Annotated in this window: 18 protein-coding genes; 8 read left to right on the forward strand and 10 right to left on the reverse strand. The window is 71.4% G+C overall.

Going from position 1 to position 19131, the window contains the following annotated elements; translation table 11 throughout:
* Nucleotides 1–263 precede the first annotated feature (263 nt).
* Together BG482_RS21925 and BG482_RS21930 are read right to left on the reverse strand one after the other, a co-directional pair.
* Nucleotides 264–878 (reverse strand): DUF305 domain-containing protein, encoded by a 615-nt coding sequence (locus tag BG482_RS21925; RefSeq protein ID WP_069770784.1) that lies wholly within the window; start codon nt 876–878, stop codon nt 264–266.
* Complete coding sequence (locus BG482_RS21930) at nt 875–1552, reverse strand: DUF3105 domain-containing protein (protein ID WP_069770785.1); 678 nt, start codon at nt 1550–1552, stop codon at nt 875–877. The genes BG482_RS21925 and BG482_RS21930 overlap by 4 nt, the downstream gene beginning before the upstream one ends.
* Before the next feature lie 167 nt (nt 1553–1719).
* Between BG482_RS21930 and BG482_RS21935 the strand changes: the two genes are divergently transcribed.
* Entirely contained in the window at nt 1720–2220 is a 501-nt protein-coding gene (locus BG482_RS21935; protein WP_069770786.1) for an Rrf2 family transcriptional regulator, read from the forward strand.
* Here the strand turns inward: BG482_RS21935 and BG482_RS45340 are convergent.
* Nucleotides 2180–2368: a hypothetical protein gene (locus tag BG482_RS45340; protein ID WP_079142010.1), complete on the reverse strand. Its 189-nt coding sequence runs from the start codon at nt 2366–2368 to the stop codon at nt 2180–2182. The genes BG482_RS21935 and BG482_RS45340 overlap by 41 nt on opposite strands.
* Nucleotides 2369–2702: 334 nt before the next feature.
* Here BG482_RS45340 and BG482_RS21940 point away from each other — a divergent pair, with 334 nt between their 5' ends.
* Nucleotides 2703–4064: a glutamine synthetase family protein gene (locus tag BG482_RS21940; RefSeq protein ID WP_069770787.1), complete on the forward strand. Its 1362-nt coding sequence runs from the start codon at nt 2703–2705 to the stop codon at nt 4062–4064.
* A gap of 95 nt (nt 4065–4159) precedes the next feature.
* On the opposite strand, the gene BG482_RS21945 is transcribed toward BG482_RS21940, so the two are convergent.
* Complete coding sequence (locus BG482_RS21945) at nt 4160–4600, reverse strand: VOC family protein (RefSeq protein ID WP_069770788.1); 441 nt, start codon at nt 4598–4600, stop codon at nt 4160–4162.
* 156 nt (nt 4601–4756) lie between these two features.
* Here BG482_RS21945 and BG482_RS21950 point away from each other — a divergent pair, with 156 nt between their 5' ends.
* Nucleotides 4757–7753 carry a bifunctional [glutamine synthetase] adenylyltransferase/[glutamine synthetase]-adenylyl-L-tyrosine phosphorylase gene (locus tag BG482_RS21950; RefSeq protein WP_069770789.1) on the forward strand — a complete coding sequence of 999 codons (2997 nt, stop codon included), beginning with the start codon at nt 4757–4759 and terminating at the stop codon, nt 7751–7753.
* Here BG482_RS21950 and BG482_RS21955 read toward each other — a convergent pair.
* Nucleotides 7750–8781, reverse strand: coding sequence for a DMT family transporter (locus tag BG482_RS21955; protein ID WP_079142012.1), 1032 nt, complete (start codon nt 8779–8781; stop codon nt 7750–7752). The genes BG482_RS21950 and BG482_RS21955 overlap by 4 nt on opposite strands.
* Nucleotides 8782–8853: 72 nt before the next feature.
* On the opposite strand from BG482_RS21955, the gene BG482_RS21960 reads away from it, so the two are divergent.
* Nucleotides 8854–9780 (forward strand): LysR family transcriptional regulator, encoded by a 927-nt coding sequence (locus tag BG482_RS21960; protein WP_069770790.1) that lies wholly within the window; start codon nt 8854–8856, stop codon nt 9778–9780.
* Between the two features lie 28 nt (nt 9781–9808).
* On the opposite strand, the gene BG482_RS21965 is transcribed toward BG482_RS21960, so the two are convergent.
* Both BG482_RS21965 and BG482_RS21970 read right to left on the reverse strand, forming a co-directional pair.
* Entirely contained in the window at nt 9809–10675 is an 867-nt protein-coding gene (locus BG482_RS21965; protein ID WP_069770838.1) for a phosphatase PAP2 family protein, read from the reverse strand.
* A gap of 150 nt (nt 10676–10825) precedes the next feature.
* Nucleotides 10826–11860, reverse strand: a complete 1035-nt coding sequence (locus BG482_RS21970; protein WP_069770791.1) for a LacI family DNA-binding transcriptional regulator — start codon at nt 11858–11860, stop codon at nt 10826–10828.
* 403 nt (nt 11861–12263) lie between these two features.
* On the opposite strand from BG482_RS21970, the gene BG482_RS21975 reads away from it, so the two are divergent.
* The 4 genes from BG482_RS21975 to BG482_RS21990 all read left to right on the forward strand — a co-directional run bounded on the left by BG482_RS21975 (nt 12264) and on the right by BG482_RS21990 (nt 17417).
* Nucleotides 12264–13538: an extracellular solute-binding protein gene (locus BG482_RS21975; RefSeq protein WP_069770792.1), complete on the forward strand. Its 1275-nt coding sequence runs from the start codon at nt 12264–12266 to the stop codon at nt 13536–13538.
* Between the two features lie 114 nt (nt 13539–13652).
* Complete coding sequence (locus tag BG482_RS21980) at nt 13653–14657, forward strand: carbohydrate ABC transporter permease (RefSeq protein WP_069770793.1); 1005 nt, start codon at nt 13653–13655, stop codon at nt 14655–14657.
* A 13-nt stretch (nt 14658–14670) separates the two neighbouring features.
* Nucleotides 14671–15579, forward strand: coding sequence for a sugar ABC transporter permease (locus BG482_RS21985; protein WP_069770794.1), 909 nt, complete (start codon nt 14671–14673; stop codon nt 15577–15579).
* A gap of 149 nt (nt 15580–15728) precedes the next feature.
* Nucleotides 15729–17417: an alpha-amylase family glycosyl hydrolase gene (locus BG482_RS21990; RefSeq protein WP_069770795.1), complete on the forward strand. Its 1689-nt coding sequence runs from the start codon at nt 15729–15731 to the stop codon at nt 17415–17417.
* Nucleotides 17418–17529: 112 nt separating this feature from the next.
* Here the strand turns inward: BG482_RS21990 and BG482_RS45345 are convergent, their stop codons facing one another.
* Genes BG482_RS45345 through BG482_RS22000 form a run of 3 tightly spaced genes read right to left on the reverse strand, consistent with a single transcriptional unit; the run spans nt 17530 to nt 18970 of the window.
* Nucleotides 17530–17841: a hypothetical protein gene (locus tag BG482_RS45345; RefSeq protein ID WP_256096437.1), complete on the reverse strand. Its 312-nt coding sequence runs from the start codon at nt 17839–17841 to the stop codon at nt 17530–17532.
* Nucleotides 17838–18215 carry a class I SAM-dependent methyltransferase gene (locus BG482_RS45350; protein ID WP_256096438.1) on the reverse strand — a complete coding sequence of 126 codons (378 nt, stop codon included), beginning with the start codon at nt 18213–18215 and terminating at the stop codon, nt 17838–17840. The genes BG482_RS45345 and BG482_RS45350 overlap by 4 nt, the downstream gene beginning before the upstream one ends.
* Nucleotides 18212–18970, reverse strand: coding sequence for a hypothetical protein (locus BG482_RS22000; RefSeq protein WP_256096439.1), 759 nt, complete (start codon nt 18968–18970; stop codon nt 18212–18214). Before BG482_RS22000 ends, BG482_RS45350 begins: the two co-directional genes overlap by 4 nt.
* Nucleotides 18971–19131 lie beyond the last annotated feature (161 nt).

Raw genomic sequence — 19131 nt, forward strand, 5'->3', positions numbered from 1 at the left:
ATCACTCGACGTGCTGGCCACTCTTACGACGAACACTTCATGCCTGGGGAATGCGAACACCAAGAAGCGCCCAAGTGACCGCTTGCTGTGCTGATTTGACGGATACGTCCGTGAAGTCGAGGGAAAACCCTATGGATTGACCGAGAGGCCCGTGCGGCGGAGTGCCGGACCGGCCGCGGAGCCCGAATTGGGGCCCGGCGTGGAGCCGGGCGCGGCATGATCGCGCCCCGTCCGCCGACAGGCCCCGCCCCGCCCCGTCTCGGCTACGGCTTTGCCCCGCGCGCCTTCAGCAGGTCCGTCATCAGGCCGATCTCCGACTGCTGGGCCTCCACCATGCCCTGCGCGAGCCGCTTCTCCACGTCCACCGTGCACTTCTGCACGCATCCCTCGGCCATGTGGATGCCGCCCTTGTGATGTGCGGTCATCAGCTGCAGGTAGAACACCTCGGCCGCCTTGCCGTTCAGCGTCCCGAGCTTCTTCAGGTCGGCGTCGGTGGCCATTCCCGGCATCAGCGCGCCGTCCTCGCCGCCGCTCATGCCGGCCATGCCCATCCAGCCCATCGGCCCGTCCGACGACACCTTCGGCAGCCCCCACAGATCGAGCCAGCCGAGCAGCATGCCGCGCTGGTTGGCCTGCGTCTGCGCGATGTCGTACGCGAGCCGCCGCACCTCCACGTCCGTCGTCCGGTCGCGCACGATGTACGACATCTCGACGGCCTGCTGGTGATGCACCGCCATGTCGCGGGCGAACCCGGCGTCCGCGGAGCCGGCCGCGGGGATCCCGGTGCTCGTCCCGCGGTCCTCGGCCACCGAGTAGGTGACGGCCCCCGCGGCGACCAGCACTCCGGCCACGGCGACCGCCACTCCCGCGTACCTCACTGCGACAGACCTCCGGTGCACGCGGCGCCGGGCTCGGGCGTCTGGGCGCCCTGCACGAACTTCTCGAAGAACGTGCCCACGTTCGGGTCGCTCGCGCCGGTCACCGTGCGCTGGTGTCCCCACGCGGTGAGCACGATCGGGTCGGCCTGGTCGGCGTCGGGGCTCATGAGGGTGTACGGCGTCTTCCGGACCTTGGCGGCCAGGGCCTCGACGTCGGCCTTGGCCGCCTTGCTGTTGTACGTCACCCAGACCGCGCCGTGCTCCAGCGAGTGCACGGCGTTCATGTTGTCGATCGCCTTGGTGTAGACGTCACCCTCGCAGTTCATCCACACCTGGTTGTGGTCGCCGCCGACGGGCGGCTCCGTCGGGTACTTGACCCTCTTGGCCACGTGCGTGCGCCCGAGCTTGCCCTTCCACGTCCTGACCCCGTCCGCCCCGGTGGTGAAATCGCCCGAGGACGACGAGGAGGACGACTTGGCGTCGCCGTCGGCGCCGTCGTCCTTCGACTGCGACTTCACGACGAACACCCCGCCCGCGACGAGTGCGGCGACGGCGACGACGCTGCCCGTGATCACGAGAAACCGGTTGCGCCGCTCACGGGCCAGTTCGGCCCGCCGCATCTCCTCTATGCGCTCCTTGCGCGTGGCGCTGGTGTTCTGGCTGGCGGAACCCATGAGGCCTGTCCTTCTGGGGAAAGGGGCGGGACGGTCGGGACGCTGCTGACGTACGGGTCAGCTGATCGTAAGGGGGGAAGGGGGAATCTCGTAGACCGGTCACCGCCGCACGACCGGAACCCGCGCATAATTTGAAGCCGAGATGCGCATTATCTACGCTTCGGTGCATGCGGCTGTTGCGATCCACCGACCTGGCACTGCGCGTCCTCATGCGGCTCGCGGTGACCGGCGACGACCCGGCCGCCACCCCCACTCCCACGACGCGTGACGTGGCCGCCGCCATGGACGTCCCCTACACGCACACGGCCAAGGTCGTGGCCGAGCTCCAGCACATGGGCCTGCTGGAGGCCCGCAGGGGCAGAGGCGGGGGACTGGCGCTGACCGAGCAGGGCCGCACCGCCTCCGTGGGCGCGATCGTGCGCGCCTTCGAGGGCGACGGCGACGTCGTCGAGTGCGAGGGGACCACCCCCTGCCCCCTGCGCTCGGCCTGCCGGCTGCGGGGCGCCCTGCGCCGGGCCCAGGAGGCGTTCTTCGCGTCCCTGGACCCGATCACGCTCGCGGACATCGTGGCGGACCCGACGGGCCCGCTGCTGCTCGGCATCTCCCGGCCCGCCCGGTCGCACCGCCCTAGCGTCGCCGAGTCCGGTAGTGCCTCGTCAGGGCCGTGATCCGCGCCGGGTCCGCCCCGCCGTTGAGCTCGGCCAGGAGATCGTCCGGGCACAGCTCGTACAGATCCCCCCACCACCGCCGGCCCCGGTTGTCCCAGATCCGGTAGCCCCCGGGCACGCCCCGGGCGACATAACGCCTCCTGCTCACCGCCCCCTCCAGACGCTCGCAACATCTGCGGATGATAGGACGGGGCGCGACCGCCGTCCCCAGGACGCGCGCGGCGCCGCCCGCGGCGGGCAATTTCGGGTGGCGGGGCCGAGACGGAGGGGGTCGGGCATTACGAATGCCGGTGCGAGCAGGCAAGATGGGCTGCAGAGCAGTACCTCTGCCGGACGCGAGGCGTTCAGGTCCGGGTCGCCGAGGCGATCATGGTCCGCAACGCGGATGAAACGCCGGCGTGGTGTGATGCTCAGGTGCCCGACCGCCTCTTTCGTGGGACGGGAGACAGGCGGCCTGACCAGCAAGGATGGGGAAGCGGAAGATGGACAAGCAGCAGGAGTTCGTGCTCCGGACGTTGGAGGAGCGCGACATCCGGTTCGTACGGCTGTGGTTCACGGACGTTCTGGGCTTCCTCAAGTCCGTCGCCGTGGCCCCCGCGGAGCTGGAGCAGGCGTTCGACGAGGGCATCGGCTTCGACGGCTCCGCGATCGAGGGCTTCGCCCGGGTCTACGAGTCCGACATGATCGCCAAGCCGGATCCGTCGACCTTCCAGGTCCTGCCCTGGCGGGCGGAGGCCCCGGGCACCGCCCGCATGTTCTGCGACATCCTCATGCCGGACGGCTCGCCCTCCTTCGCCGACCCCCGCTACGTCCTCAAGCGCGCCCTCGCGCGCGCCTCCGACCTGGGCTTCACCTTCTACACCCACCCGGAGATCGAGTTCTTCCTGCTCAAGGACAAGCCGACCGACGGCTCCCGCCCGACCCCGGCCGACAACTCCGGCTACTTCGACCACACCCCGCACAACGTCGGCATGGACTTCCGCCGCCAGGCGATCACCATGCTGGAGTCGATGGGCATCTCGGTCGAGTTCTCCCACCACGAGGGCGCCCCCGGCCAGCAGGAGATCGACCTGCGCTACGCCGACGCCCTCTCCACGGCCGACAACATCATGACGTTCCGCCTGGTCATGAAGCAGGTCGCGCTGGAGCAGGGCGTCCAGGCGACGTTCATGCCCAAGCCGTTCAGCGAGCACCCCGGCTCCGGCATGCACACCCACCTCTCCCTCTTCGAGGGCGACCGCAACGCGTTCTACGAGTCGGGCGCGGAGTACCAGCTGTCGAAGGTCGGCCGGTCGTTCATCGCCGGTCTGCTGAAGCACGCCGCCGAGATCGCCGCCGTCACCAACCAGTGGGTCAACTCCTACAAGCGCATCTGGGGCGGCTCCGAGCGCACCGCGGGCGCCGGCGGCGAGGCGCCCTCGTACATCTGCTGGGGCCACAACAACCGCTCCGCCCTGGTCCGCGTGCCGATGTACAAGCCCGGCAAGACGGGCTCGGCGCGCATCGAGGTCCGCTCCATCGACTCCGGCGCCAACCCGTACCTGGCCTACGCCATGCTGCTCGCCGCCGGACTCAAGGGCGTCGAGGAGGGCTACGAGCTCCCGCCGGGCGCCGAGGACGACGTCTGGGCCCTGTCGGACGCCGAACGCCGCGCCATGGGCATCGAGCCGCTCCCGCAGAACCTCGGCGAGGCGCTCACCCTGATGGAGCGCAGCGACCTCGTCGCCGAGACGCTCGGCGAGCACGTCTTCGACTTCTTCCTGCGCAACAAGAAGCAGGAGTGGGAGGAGTACCGCTCCGAGGTCACCGCCTTCGAGCTGCGCAAGAACCTGCCGGTGCTGTAGCGCGCGGGCGGGAGCGGATCTTCGGGACCGGCGGCGGTGGCCGCCGGTCCTTTTCACCGGTGCGGTCGCCCCGCGGCCGTCCGTCGTCCGGGCGGCTACTGCCCCTGCGCTGCCAGCGCCGCCAGCACCTTGTGCAGGGGTTCCTCCTCCCGGCGGCGGTACTCCTGGACGGACCAGCCGTTGCCGTCCGGGTCCTTGAAGTACAGGAAGGTCCCGCCGTCCCGCGGTGCGAGCTGCCGGGGCTCGCTGACCTCCACGCCCCGGGCGGTCAGTTCCTCGTACGCCGCCTTCGCGTCGGTCACACAGAGCTGCAGGCCGTGGTACGTGCCCGGCTGCGGCACGCCCGTCGGGACCTGCAGGCCGTCCACCAGGGCGATCGAACAGCCCGAGCCGGGCGGGGTGAGCTGCACGATCCGTACGCCCTCCATCACCTCGCCGTCGATGTCGACGTGGAATCCGACCTTGTCGCGGTAGAACTCCTTGGCCCGGTCCACGTCCGACACCGGCAGCAGGATCACTTCGAGCGTCATGTCCATGGGTGACTCCCCTTGTCCGTCCCTAGTCACGTCGGCCCCGCGGAAAGGGGCCCGGCACGCCTTTCCCCACAGAACCGGAATCCGGCCCGCAGCGCCAGTGAGACGTGCGGGTTAGGCTCGACTGCGGACGAGCTTGATCGCAGGAGGAGGCCGGGGATGATGGCGCCGGGGCGCAGGAGCAGCACCTTCACACGGCTGCTGCGGCACGGCTTCACCGATCCGTCCGCCTCCGAGCGGCTGCTGGACGGACCCGAGTTGTCCCCCGTGCGGGACGACCCCTTTCTGCTGGAGGCCCTCGCGGCCACCGCCGACCCCGATCTCGCGCTGCACGGCCTCGTCCGGCTGCTGGAGGCGCAGCCGGGCCCCACCGCCCGGCGCGAACTGCTCGACACGCTGATCGCGGCCAAGCCGCTGCGCGACCGTCTGCTGGGGGTGCTGGGGGCGTCAGCCGCGCTGGCCGACCACCTCGCCCGGCATCCGCGGGACTGGGAGGCGCTGGTCACCTACGAGCCCCGGGACCTGCATCCGGGGGTGGAGGAGTTCGAGCGGGGGCTGGCCGAGGCCACGGATCCCGTGCTGCTGCGGGTCGCCTACCGGCGCTGTCTGCTGTCCATCGCGGCGCGTGACGTGTGCGGGACGACCGACCTCGCCGAGACCGCCGCCGAGCTCGCCGACCTCGCCACGGCGACGTTGCGTGCCGCTCTGCGGCTGGCCCGGACCGCCGCGCCCGACGACGCCGCGCTGTGCCGGCTCGCCGTGATCGCCATGGGCAAGTGCGGCGGCCACGAGCTGAACTACGTGTCGGACGTCGACGTCATCTTCGTCGGGGAGGCCGTCGACGGCGCCGACGAGGACAAGGCGATGCGGGCCGCCACCAAGCTCGCCTCGCACATGATGCGCATCTGTTCCGAGACCACGGTGGAAGGGTCCATCTGGCCCGTCGACGCCAATCTGCGGCCCGAGGGCCGCAACGGACCGCTCGTGCGGTCGCTCAGCAGCCATCTCGCCTACTACCAGCGATGGGCCAAGACCTGGGAGTTCCAGGCCCTGTTGAAGGCCCGTCCGGTGGCCGGCGACCTGGAGCTGGGGGCCGAGTACGTCGCCACCGTCGAGCCCCTGGTCTGGAAGGCCGCCGAGCGGGAGAACTTCGTCGTCGACGTGCAGAGGATGCGGCGCCGCGTCGTCGAGAACATCCCGGCCGCCGAGATCGACCGCGAACTGAAACTCGCGCCGGGCGGCCTGAGAGACGTCGAGTTCGCCGTGCAGCTCCTCCAGCTGGTGCACGGCCGGGCCGACGGGTCGTTGCGCAGCGGTACCACACTGGACGCGCTCCAGGCGCTCGCCGCCGGGGGGTACGTCGGCCGGACGGACGCGACGCAACTCGACGCCGCGTACCGGTTCCTGCGGTCGATGGAGCATCGGATCCAGCTCTACCGGCTGCGGCGCACCCACCTGGTGCCGGAGGACGAGGCGGACCTGCGCCGGCTCGGCCGCTCCCTCGGGCTGCGCACCGACCCGGTGGCCGAGCTGGGACGCGAGTGGAAGCGGCACGCCGCCGTGGTGCGGCGGCTGCACGAGAAGCTGTTCTACCGGCCGTTGCTCGACGCGGTCGCCCAACTCGCGCCGGGCGAGACCAGGCTGAGCGCCAAGGCAGCCAAGGAGCGGCTGATCGCGCTCGGTTACGCCGATCCGGCCGCCGCGATGCGGCACCTGGAGGCGCTGGCCTCCGGCGTCTCGCGCAAGGCAGCCATCCAACGCACCCTGCTGCCCGTTCTGCTGGGCTGGTTCGCGGACTCCGCCGACCCGGACGCGGGGCTGCTCAACTTCCGCAAGGTCTCGGACGCGTTGGGCAAGACCCCCTGGTATCTGCGGCTGTTGCGGGACGAGGGAGCCGCCGCGGAGAACCTCGCGCGCGTGCTGTCCGCCGGACGCCTCGCCCCCGACCTGCTGATGCGGGCGCCGGAGGCGGTCGCGCTGCTCGGCGACGGGGAGAGCGGGAGGCTGGAGCCGCGCGCCCGGGGCCCGTTGGAGCAGGAGATACTCGCCGCGGTGAAACGGGCCGGCGGGGCCGTGCAGGCGGTCACCGCGGCGCGCGGGGTGCGACGGCGTGAGCTGTTCCGCACGGCCGCCGTGGACATCGTCGGCTCGTACGGCACCGAGGGGCAGCCCGCCGAGGCCGATCAGGGCGCCCTGGTGGACCTGGTGGGCGGCGCCGTGTCGGATCTGACGGCCGCCACCCTGGCCGGGACCCTGCACGCGGTCGTGCGGGAGGGCTGGGGGGACGACCTCCCGACGCGCTTCGCCGTCATCGGCATGGGCCGCTTCGGGGGCCACGAGCTGGGCTACGGCTCCGACGCCGACGTGCTGTTCGTCCACGAGCCCCGGGACGGCGTCGACGAGCGGGAGGCCGCCGAGGCCGCCAACAAGGTCGTCTCCGAGATGCGCCGGCTGCTGCAGATCCCGAGCGCCGATCCGCCGCTGCTCGTCGACGCGGACCTGCGTCCGGAGGGGAAGTCCGGTCCGCTCGTGCGCACGTTGAAGTCCTACGAGGCCTACTACCGGCGGTGGTCGCTGGTCTGGGAGGCGCAGGCGCTGCTGCGGGCCGAACCCGTCGCGGGGGACGAGGAGTTGGGGCGGCGGTTCATCGCGCTCGCCGATCCGCTGCGGTATCCGGCGAGCGGGCTCTCCGAGGAGTCCGTGCGGGAGATCCGCCGGCTGAAGGCCCGCATGGAGTCGGAGCGGCTGCCCCGGGGCGCCGACCCGAAGCTGCACACGAAGCTCGGTCCGGGCGGGCTGTCCGACGTCGAGTGGACCGTGCAGTTGCTGCAGATGCGGCACGGGTCGTCGACCGCGGGCCTGCGGACCACCCGTACCCGGGAGGCGCTCGCCGCCGCCCGTGCCGCCGGGCTCATCACGCAGGACGACGCGGCGACGCTGGACGAGGCGTGGGTGCTGGCCACTCGGGTGCGCAACGCGGTGATGCTGGTGCGCGGACGGGCCGGGGACACGTTCCCCTCCGACCCCCGTGAACTGGTCGCCGTGGGGCGGTACTTGGGATACGGCCCGGGACGGGTGGGGGACATGCTCGACGACTACCGGCGAACTGCCCGCCTGGCCCGGGCAGTCGTGGACGAGCTGTTCTACGGAGGCTAGCGGGAGCGGAGTCTGCGACCGCCCGGCTGCGGCGGCGCGGGGACGGGAAGTGAGGCGCCGCCGCCCGCTGTCGCACCGCAGCCCGCCGCCGCCGTCTCGCGGACGCTCGCCGTCACACGGTCGGCCGCCGCTCCCCGGCCGTCGGCCGTGAGGGGGCGGGCCGCCGCCCTCCCGCCGGTGCGGGTCATGGCCACCGCCACGAGGACGACCGTCATGCCGGCGAGTACGCGGGGGCCGATGTGTTCGTCCAGGAGCGTCGCGCCGAGCGTCACGGAGACCACCGGGAGCAGATAGCCGACGGTGGCCGCCGAGGTCGGGCCCTCGTCCGCGATCAGGCGGTAGTTGAGGTAGAAGGTCACGCCCGTGCCCAGGACGCCCAGGGCGGTGACCGCCAGCAGGGCGGTGGCGTCCGGGTGGAGGGGGCCGGCCGCGGGGAGGGCCAGGGCGCTCAGGCCCGTGGCCGTCAGGAGCTGGGCCGCCGACATCGCCAGCGGCGCCTCCTTGGTCGTGAGGTGGCGGGCCATGTAGGCGAAGGCCACCGCGTAGCTGGCGGCCGCCGCGAGCAGGGCCAGCGCGGGCGGGCTGAGGAGACCCCCGTGGTGCCAGGGGGCGAAGATCAGCACCGTGCCGGCGAAGCCCAGGCCGAGGCCGGTGAGGCGGACGGGGTGGGTGATCCGTTCGCCGCCGAAGGTCATGCCGATGAGCAGGGACCACAGCGGCGTCGTGGCGTTGAGGACGCCCGCCAGGCCCGAGTCGAGGTGCTGCTCGCCCACGGCGAACAGGGCGAAGGGAAGGGCGTTGCAGAAGAAGGCGGCCACGACGAGGCGCCGCCAGGTGGTCCAGGAGCGGGGGAGTCGCTGGGCGGCCCGGCGGGCCAGCACGAGGAGGACGGCCGAGCCGAGCGCGCAGCGGGCGATGGTGATCTGGGCCGGGGTCAGGCCGTGGCTGAGGGCGAGCTTGATCCACAGGAAGCCCGACCCCCAGAAGAGGGCCAGGGCGGCCATGCGGAGAGTGGAGGCGAGGGGCATGTCCTCTACGGTGGCCGGACTGTCCTGTGAGCACAAGTGAAAGGTTCTTGATGGTTCGTTAAGGTGGACTGCATGATTGATGTGCGACGGATGCAGGTGTTGCGGGCGGTCGTGGACAGCGGGTCGGTGACGGGGGCCGCGGCCGTGCTGGGGTACACGCCGTCCGCCGTCAGTCAGCAGATCGCGGCCCTGGAGAGGGAGGCGGGGGCCGAGCTGCTGGAGCGGGTGGGGCGGGGGGTGCGGCCCACGGCCGCCGGGCTGCTGCTCACCGAGCACGCGGACGCCCTGGGGCGGCAGCTCGCCGAGGCCGAGGCCGCGCTCGCCGATCTGCTGGCGGGGCGCAGCGGGCGGTTGTCCGTGCGGTATTTCGCCACCGCGGGGGCGGGACTGGTCGCACCTGCGGTGGCGAGGCTGCGGGAGCTGCATCCCGGAGTGCGGCTGGATCTGCGCCTGAGCGCCCCGGAGGAGGCGTTCGCCGAGGTCAGGGAGGGGCGGGCCGATCTGGCACTGGTGGTGCGGGGTGAGGAGGCGAGCGGCGTACGGCTGGTGCCGCTGCTCGACGATCCCTACCTCGCCGTCCTGCCGCGCGGACACCGGCTCGCCGGGCGGCGGAGCGTGCGGCTGGCGGAGCTGGCCGAGGAGGACTTCGTGGGCAGCGAGTGGCCGGGGCCCTGTCTCGACGCCCAGCTCGACGCGTGCGCGGCCGTCGGGTTCCGGCCCCGGTTCGTCGTCGAGAGCGAGGACTACATGACCGCTCAGGGCTTCGTGGCCGCCGGGCTGGGCGTGAGTCTGGTGCCGCGGCTCGGGCTGGGCAGCCGGAATCCGGGGGTCGTCGTGAGGGAAGTGCGTGATCCCGTTCCGGTGCGGACCGTTCAGGCGGTCGTGCGGGAGACGGCGCCGTCGCAGCCCGCGCTGGACGCGTTCGTGGAGGCGCTCAGGGCGGCCGCGCTGCCCCGGGGGCCGGTCCGCCCGTCCGGTCGGCCCGCGCACGCTTCCTGAGTTCCGGCTCCGGTCCGAGCGCCGGCCGTCAGGTCTTCGAGCCGGTCCGGAGCCGGGTCCTGACCGCTCTCCTCGCCGGCACGCTCCTCGGCAGGGTGTACGGCAGCGCTCCGTACCAGAGGCGCGCCACGGCGAAGCCGAAGGCCAGGCACAGGACGCCGCCCACCGCGTCCAGCCAGAAGTGGTTGGCCGTGGCGACGATGACCACCAGGGTCGCCGTCGGGTACAGCACGCCCAGGATGCGCACCCAGGGCAGCCTGGCCAGGGCGAAGACGGTCAGGCCGCACCACACGGACCAGCCGATGTGCATGGACGGCATCGCCGCGTACTGGTTCGACATGTGCTTGAGGTCGCCGGACGCCATCGACCCCCAGGTGCGATGGGCCGCCACCGTGTCGACGAAGTCGCCGCCCGGCATCAGGCGCGGCGGCGCGAGGGGGTACAGGTAGTAGCCGGCCAGGGCGACGGCCGTGGTCGCGAAGAGCACCAGACGGGCGGCCGCGTAACGGCCAGGATGGCTGCGGTAGAGCCAGACCAGGACGGTCAGGGTGACGACGAAGTGCAGCGTCGCGTAGTAGTAGTTCATGCCTACGATGAGCCAGGTCACCGAGTTCGCCGCGTGGTTGACCGACTCCTCCATCGCGATGCCGAGGGTGTGCTCGGCGCGCCAGATCCAGTCCGCGTTGCGCAGCGCGGCACCACGCTGCTCGGGGACCGCGTTGCGCACGAGCGAGTACGTCCAGTAACTCACCGCGATGAGCAGGATCTCGAACCAGAGGCGCGGACGGCGCGGGGTGCGCAGCGAGCCGAGGCGGCGCTGTCGTGTGCGGGCCGTGACAGGCTGGGGAACGGCCTGCTCACGGCCTTCCAGTGGTGTCACAGTCGATTCACCCATGGACACAAAGTCTGCCAGAAAAGCCCTCTTGGCCCGATCATCCCTCGGTAGGGCACGGTCCGCACGTTCTACGGCGGAAAGACCCCTTGGTCTCCTCCCGGCGTACCGGGCGACGGCCCCGACGCCTCCGCCGCGCGGACGACGTCCGTCCTAGTGCCGGACGCGGTCCCCGGGGGCCGAGGCGGTCGAGCCCCGCACCACCAGCTCCGGCATGAACACGAACTCGCTGTGCGGCGCGGGCGTTCCGCCGATCTCCTCCAGGAGGGTGCGGACGGCGGCCTGGCCCATCGCCGGGACCGGCTTGCGCACGGTCGTCAGGGGCGGGTCGGTGAAGGCGATCAGCGGGGAGTCGTCGAAGCCGACCACCGAGACGTCCCGGGGGACCGCGAGACCGCGCTGCCTGGCCGCCCGTATCGCGCCCAGCGCCATCATGTCGCTGGCGCAGACGATCGCCGTGCAGCCCCTGTCGATCAGGGCGTTGGTCGCCGCCTGGCCGCCCTCCAGGGTGTAGAGCGAGTGCTGGACCAGCTCGGTCTCGATCGTCTCCGGGCTGAGCTGCAGCTGCTCGTGCATCGTCCGCACGAAACCCTCGATCTTGCGCTGGACCGGCACGAAGCGCTTGGGGCCGAGGGCCAGACCCACCCGGGTGTGCCCGAGCGAGATGAGGTGGGTGACCGCCAGGGTCATGGCCGCCCGGTCGTCGGGGGAGATGAAGGGGGCCTGCACCTTGGGGGAGAAGCCGTCCACGAGGACGAAGGGCACGCCCTGGGCGCGCAGCTGCTCGTAGCGCTCCATGTCGGCCGTGGTGTCCGCGTGCAGGCCGGAGACGTAGATGATGCCGGCGACGCCCCGGTCGACCAGCATCTCGGTCAGCTCGTCCTCCGTGGAGCCGCCCGGGGTCTGGGTGGCGAGGACGGGGGTGTAGCCCTGGCGGGTCAGCGCCTGACCGATGACCTGGGCCAGGGCCGGGAATATGGGGTTCTCCAGCTCCGGCGTGATCAGGCCGACCAGGCCGGCGCTGCGCTGGCGCAACCGGACGGGGCGCTCGTAGCCCAGGACGTCCAGAGCGGCGAGCACGGACTGACGGGTGGTGGCGGCGACGCCAGGCTTGCCGTTGAGGACGCGGCTGACGGTCGCTTCGCTCACCCCCGCCTGGGCGGCGATGTCGGCAAGCCGTGTGGTCACAGGGGTGGACTGTACCGGTCGGGCGCTGCCTTGCACACCGACCGGTCGCCGTGGGCGGCCTGGTGAACGGGCCGCGCCGGGCTGCTGCGTCATCGCGCTCCCTCGTGAAAGTGATGGCAAGAGCTTTCAGAGTCTTGCACAGTGGCCGCCCACCCCGCTGTGAGGCCGGTCAACCGTGACAACAACGGTCTCACGGCAGTCGAGGAGAGGTCACGCACGCGTCACGCGCGGATAACTTCAGAGACTTCTTGCACTTTTTTGCTGCAAGGTCTTTCGTGCCGCTTGCAACGCTGTTACGTTCACGTCGCCCGGCGGCAGCAACGGCGCGGTCGGCAAGTCGGCAGGACGGCGGACGGGACCGCCGCCTGCAGCTATACGGGCTTTCACCCTCAAGGAGAAACTCATGCGGCGTGGCATAGCGGCCACCGCGCTGGTGGCGTCCTTCGCCCTCGCGGCGACGGCCTGCGGCGGAGACGACAGCGGCAGCGACAACTCGTCCGGGCCGGTCACCATCACCTGGTGGGACACCTCCAACGCCACCAATGAGGCGCCCACGTACCAGGCCCTGGTCAAGCAGTTCGAGGCCGCCAACAAGGACGTCAAGGTCAAGTACGTCAACGTGCCCTTCGACCAGGCGCAGAACAAGTTCGACACGGCCGCCGGTGCGTCCGGCGCCCCGGACGTGCTGCGCTCCGAGGTCGGCTGGACCCCCGCCTTCGCCAAGAAGGGCTTCTTCCTTCCGCTGGACGGCACCGACGCCCTGAAGGACCAGTCCGCGTTCAAGCCGAACCTGCTGGAGCAGGCCAAGTACGAGGGCAAGACCTACGGCGTCCCGCTGGTCACCGACACCCTCGCGCTGGTGTACAACAAGGCCCTCTTCGCGAAGGCCGGCATCACCACCGCTCCCAAGACCTGGGACGAGCTGAAGACCGCGGCCGCCACCGTCAAGGACAAGACCGGCGTCGACGGCTACTGGGGCTCCACCCAGGCCTACTACGCCCAGTCCTTCCTCTACGGCGAGGGCGCCGACACCGTCGACGCCAAGGCCAAGAAGATCACCGTCGCTTCGCCGGCGGCCAAGAAGGCATACGGCACCTGGCTGGGCCTCTTCGACGGCAAGGGCCTGCACAAGGCCGACACCACGGCCGACGCGTACGCCCACATCCAGGACGCGTTCGTCAACGGCAAGGTCGCCGCGATCGTGCAGGGCCCGTGGGAGATCACCAACTTCTACAAGGGCGGCGCCTTCAAGGACAAGGCCAACCTCGGCATCGCGACCGTCCCGGCCGGCTCCACCGGCAAGGCGGGCGCCCCGACCGGCGGCCACAACCTCTCGGTCTACGCCGGCTCGGACAAGGCCCACCAGGCCGCCGCGCTGAAGTTCGTGAACTTCATGACCTCCGCGTCGTCCCAGGCGGCCATCGCCCAGAAGAACTCCACGCTGCCCACGCGCGACGACGCCTACACCGCCGCCGTCAAGGCCGACCCGGGCATCGCCGGTTACCAGACCGTCCTGTCCGCCGCCCAGCCGCGCCCGGCGCTGCCGGAGTACAGCTCCCTGTGGGGTCCGCTCGACACCGAACTGCCCAAGATCGCGGGCGGCAAGGAGACCCTGGACAAGGGTCTGAGCAACGCCGAACTCGCCATCGCCAAGCTGGTGCCGGACTTCAGCAAGTGAGTCCGCGTGGCCGCCGGGTCTCTCCCAGCACGGTGGGAGAGACCCGGCGGCCACCGGCCTGTGAGCCGTACCCCTGTCGACGATCCAGCGTGAAGATCCAGAAGGTGTCGAACCATGACAGTCGCCATCGACCGCGCTACCGGCAAGCGCCGCGGTGACCGTGAGCCGGGGTCCGGGCTCTCCGGACGCCTGAAGCGCGGCTACCACAAGCACTGGTACGCCTACGTGATGATCGCCCCGGTGGCGGTCGTCCTCGGCGTCCTCGTGCTGTACCCCCTGGTGTACGGCCTCTACCTGACGCTGACCGACGCCAACAGCCTCAACACCGCGCGCACGATCGGCGTCAACCACATCGACGCCACCTACAAGTTCATCGGCCTGGACAACTACGCCGACATCCTGTGGGGCCCCACCGCCTACGACCGCTTCTGGTCGCACTTCATCTGGACGATCGTGTGGACGGCGGCCTGCGTCGCCCTGCACTACGGCCTCGGCCTCGGCCTCGCCCTGCTCCTCAACCAGAAGCTGCGCGGACGGACCCTGTACCGGATGGTCCTGGTGCTGCCCTGGGCGGTGCCCACGTTCGTCACGGTCTTCGGCTGGCGTTTCATGCTCGCCGACGGCGGCGTCATCAACTCCGCGCTGGACGCCCTGCATCTGCCCTCGCCCCTGTGGCTGGAGGACACCTTCTGGCAGCGGGTCGCCGCGATCATGGTCAACACCTGGTGCGGTGTGCCGTTCATGATGATCTCGCTGCTCGGCGGCCTGCAGGCGATCGACGCCTCCCTCTACGAGGCCGCCGAGATGGACGGCGCGAGCGCCTGGCAGCGCTTCCGCTACGTCACCCTGCCGGGTCTGCGCTCGGTCAGCTCGACCGTCGTCCTGCTGGGCATCATCTGGACGTTCAACCAGTTCGCCGTCATCTTCCTGCTGTTCGGCAACACCGCTCCCGACGCGCAGATCCTGGTCACCTGGGCGTACTACCTCGGCTTCGGACAGCAGCCGCGTGACTTCGCGCAGTCCGCCGCCTACGGCATCCTGCTGCTGGCCATCCTGATCGTCTTCACCTCGTTCTACCGCCGCTGGCTGAACCGCAACGAGCAGCAGCTCGCGATCTGAGGCAGGAGTCCCCATGAGTACCACCACAGCCGAGACCCCCGCCCCGGTGGCCGAGCAGCGTTCCGCCGAGGCCCCGCGCCGGGCCCGGCGACGCGGCGAGAACAGCCTCGCCGGCTCGCTCGCCTCGCACGGCGTCCTGGTCGTCGCGAGCCTGATCGCGCTCTTCCCGATCGCGTGGCTGGTCTATCTGTCCCTCGGCCCGGACAAGGACGACTATCTGCACCCGGGCGGCATCTGGGACAAGATGACGTTCGCCAACTACTCGTTCGTCCTCCAGCACACCGAGTTCCTCGACTGGCTGAAGAGCTCGCTCATCGTCACGCTCGGCACCACCGCCATCGGCGTGCTCATCGCCGCCACCACCGGCTACGCCGTCTCGCGCATGCGCTTCCCCGGCTACAAGAAGTTCATGTGGGTGCTGCTCGTCACCCAGATGTTCCCGGTCGCCGTGCTCATGGTGCCGATGTACCAGATCCTGTCCGACCTGCAGCTCATCGACAACTACCTCGGCCTGATCCTCGTCTACTGCACGACGGTCATCCCGTACAGCGCCTGGCTGCTCAAGGGGTACTTCGACACCATCCCCTTCGAGATCGACGAGGCGGGACGCGTCGACGGGCTCACCCCGTTCGGCACCTTCTTCCGACTGGTGCTCCCGCTGGCCAAGCCCGGCCTCGCGGTAGCCGCCTTCTACAACTTCCTCACCGCGTTCAGCGAGGTCGCCTTCGCCTCGACGTTCATGCTCAGCGACGACAAGTACACGCTTGCCGTCGGTCTGCAGTCGTTCGTCAGCGAGCACGACGCCCAGCGCAACCTGATGGCCGCCACGGCCGTGCTGATCGCGATACCCGCCGCCGCGTTCTTCTACCTCGTGCAGAAGAACCTGGTGACCGGACTGACCGCGGGCGGCACCAAGGGGTGACGCAGCCCCGCCTGCTCGGTCCCCCGAAAAGCCCGGGGCGGCCGCGGTCGCCATCCGACCCCGCTGTGACCGCGGCCGCCTCGTCACCCGTTCTCCAGACATCCCCGAACACCCCTGACCCGATGACTCCGTTAGGTACCAAGGACGCCATGAGCCAGCAGCCCGCAGCCCCGGCCCCCGCCCCCACCTCGGCCGTCGTCACCGTCGCCAAGCGCCGCGACTGGTGGCGGGACGCGGTGATCTACCAGGTCTACCCCCGCAGCTTCGCCGACAGCGACGGCGACGGCATGGGCGACCTGGAAGGCGTCCGCTCCCGTCTGCCGTACCTGCGCGACCTCGGCGTGGACGCCGTGTGGCTCAGCCCCTTCTACGCATCCCCGCAGGCCGACGCCGGCTACGACGTGGCCGACTACCGCGCGGTGGACCCGATGTTCGGCAACCTGCTCGACGCCGACGCCCTGATCCGCGACGCCCATGAGCTGGGTCTGCGGATCATCGTCGACCTGGTGCCGAACCACTCCTCCGACCAGCACGAGTGGTTCAAGCGGGCGCTCGCGGAGGGCCCCGGCTCGTCCCTGCGCGACCGCTACCACTTCCGCCCCGGCAAGGGGGTCAGCGGCGAACTCCCGCCCAACGACTGGGAGTCCATCTTCGGCGGCCCGGCGTGGACGCGGATCACCGAACCGGACGGCTCGGCCGGCGAGTGGTACCTCCACCTCTTCGCCCCCGAACAGCCCGACTTCAACTGGGACCACCCGGCCGTCGGCGACGAGTTCCGCTCCATCCTGCGCTTCTGGCTCGACATGGGCGTCGACGGATTCCGCATCGACGTGGCCCACGGCCTGGTCAAGGCCGCCGGGCTCCCCGACCTCGGCGCCCACGACCAGCTGAAACTGCTGGGCAACGATGTCATGCCGTTCTTCGACCAGGACGGCGTCCACGAGATCTACCGCCAGTGGCGGCTGATCCTGGACGAGTACTCCGGCGAGCAGATCTTCGTGGCGGAGGCGTGGACCCCGACGATCGAGCGCACCGCGAACTACGTCCGCCCCGACGAACTCCACCAGGCGTTCAACTTCCAGTACCTGAGCACCGCGTGGGACGCGGCGGAGCTGCGCGAGGTCATCGACCGCACCCTGGACTCGATGCGGCCGGTCGGCGCACCGGCCACCTGGGTCCTGTCCAACCACGACGTCACCCGCCACGCGACGCGCTTCGCCAACCCGCCCGGCCTCGGCACCCAGATCCGCACCGCGGGCGACCGCGAACTCGGCCTGCGCCGGGCCAGGGCGGCCACGCTGCTGATGCTGGCGCTGCCCGGCTCCGCGTACGTGTACCAGGGCGAGGAACTCGGTCTGCCCGACGTCGTCGACCTGGCCGACGAGGTCCGCCAGGACCCGGCCTACTTCCGCGGCGCCGGCCAGGACGGCTTCCGCGACGGCTGCCGGGTGCCGATCCCGTGGACGCGCGAAGGCTCGTCGTACGGCTTCGGCGACGGCGGCAGCTGGCTCCCCCAGCCCGCAGGCTGGGGCGAGCTGAGCGTGGCGGCCCAGACGGGGGCCCCGGGTTCGACCCTGGAGCTGTACCGCTCGGCCCTCGGCATCCGCAGTTCCCGCCCCGACCTGGGCGCCGGCGACTCGGTGGAGTGGCTGAAGGCCCCGGAGGGCGTCCTCGCCTTCCGGCGCGGGGAGTTCGTGTGCGTCGCGAACACGACGGGGGAGTCCGTGACGACCCCGGCGTACGGGCGGGTGCTGCTCGCGAGCGACGAGGTGACCGAGACGGACGCCGGCGAGGCGAAGCTGCCGGCGGACACGACGGTCTGGTTCACGACCGCGTGACCGCGGGACCGCGGGGCCGTCTCAGCTCCTGAGGGCCCGAACGCCGCGCGCAGGGCCCGCCGTTCCTCCTCAGGTCGGCGGGCCTTCGGCGTGCGGGGGTCGTTCTCGCCGGCTACGCGGGACGTCGTGCCAGAAGGTAGGTGCGTCGGCTCGGATGTTCGACCCCGGGATGCGGTTCCCGGTCGAGGCGCGCGGTGAGGGCGAGGCCGGCCCGGTCGAGGGCCGCCGTCTCCGCGGCCGGGTCGAGGTAGCGGAAGGTCAGGTCGACGGAGTGGCCCCACCACTCGTCGAGGTGGGCCTCCTCTCCGGCGCGCAGATCCGGGTCGCTGGTGTGGAAGGCGACGAGCACGGGGGCTCCGGGCCGCAGCACCCGGGCGAACTCGGCGTAGGCGGCGGCCCGTTCGGCCGGTCCGAGATGGATCACCGCGTAGAGGCACAGGAAGCGCCCAGGGCGCCCGAGCGGATCGGCAGGGCGCTCATGTCCGCCGCGAGGAACGGCAGACCGGTCCCGCGGCGCGCCACGGCGCACATGGCCGGGGACAGGTCCACGCCGAACGGCCGGGCGGCGAGGCGGGCGTCGTGCCGGGAGGCGAGGCGGCCCGTCACCTGGCCCGGACCGCAGCCGACGTCCGCGACCGGGCCGTCGGCGGCCAGTTCGGCGAAGGCGTCCAGCAGGGCGCGGTCGAGGGGCTTGCCGTCGAGTTCGTCGCCGATCTCACGGGCGTAGCGCTCGGCCACGGCGTCGTAACTGCGGCGGGTCGTCAGGGGTGTCCCGGCGTCCGGGGAGCCGGCCGTCATGCCCAATTCCGGCCGGGGCGGACCAGGACCTCGGACCCGATCGGGGTGAACCCGGTGGCGAGGAAGGCGCGCAGGGAGCGCGCGTTCCCCGGGGCGACGGCCGCGAAGATAGGCTCGCCCTCGGGGACCAGGGTCAGCGCGTCGCCCAGCAGCGACCTGCCCCGTCCGCGGTCGCCGTCCTCGGGGCGGTGCAGTTCGACGCTGATCTCGGGCCGTCCGGCGAGTCCCGCCGCGAGGGTGACCAGTCCCCGGGTGTCGCCGAACACCCTGACGTCGGAACGCAGTTGCCGCGCGAACCGGACCCGGGGGTGCTCGTCGGCCCCGGTGAGCGGGAGCAGCCGGGCGGGGCCGCCGGCGCCACGGCCCACCAGGGTGGCGTCGACGACGCCGATCCAGCCTCCGGGCCCGGCCAGGGCGCGCAGGAAGTCCGGGGACAGGGAGCCGCCGAACCCGTCGGGGCCGTGGGCGCGCACCTTCGGGGCGGGCAGCGCGGTGGCGACGACGGCGTGGCCGGTGAAGGCGACCGAGCACTCCAGGCCGCCGGGCAGTGCGGGCAGGACCGTGACGGCCCCGTCGGCCGGCGGAAAGCGCCCTTCGGCGGCGTCGAGCAGGCGCCCCAGCAGCGGGTGCGGAGACGGCGACGCGGGCGGGGACGCAGACGGCGAGGCAGACGGCGACGCAGGCCGATCCGTGGGCGCGGGCGCGGTGTCCCGGGTTCCGCGCGGGGCGGTCCGGTCGGGGGAGTCGGGGGTCATCGGGGGATTCAAGCAGGGCGCGGCGGGTCCTTCGACCGAGCAACCGCCCCACCGTCCCCCGGCCGCCGGGGTGTTGCCGCTCATCCGGCCGCCCTTTCTCGCAGATCCTTCACGCCACCCCCCTGCACTTTTCGGCCGACGACCCTTAACATCACGCCACT

This window comes from Streptomyces sp. LUP30, from assembly GCF_001746365.1.
In the GTDB taxonomy this organism is placed as follows: Bacteria; Actinomycetota; Actinomycetes; order Streptomycetales; family Streptomycetaceae; genus Streptomyces.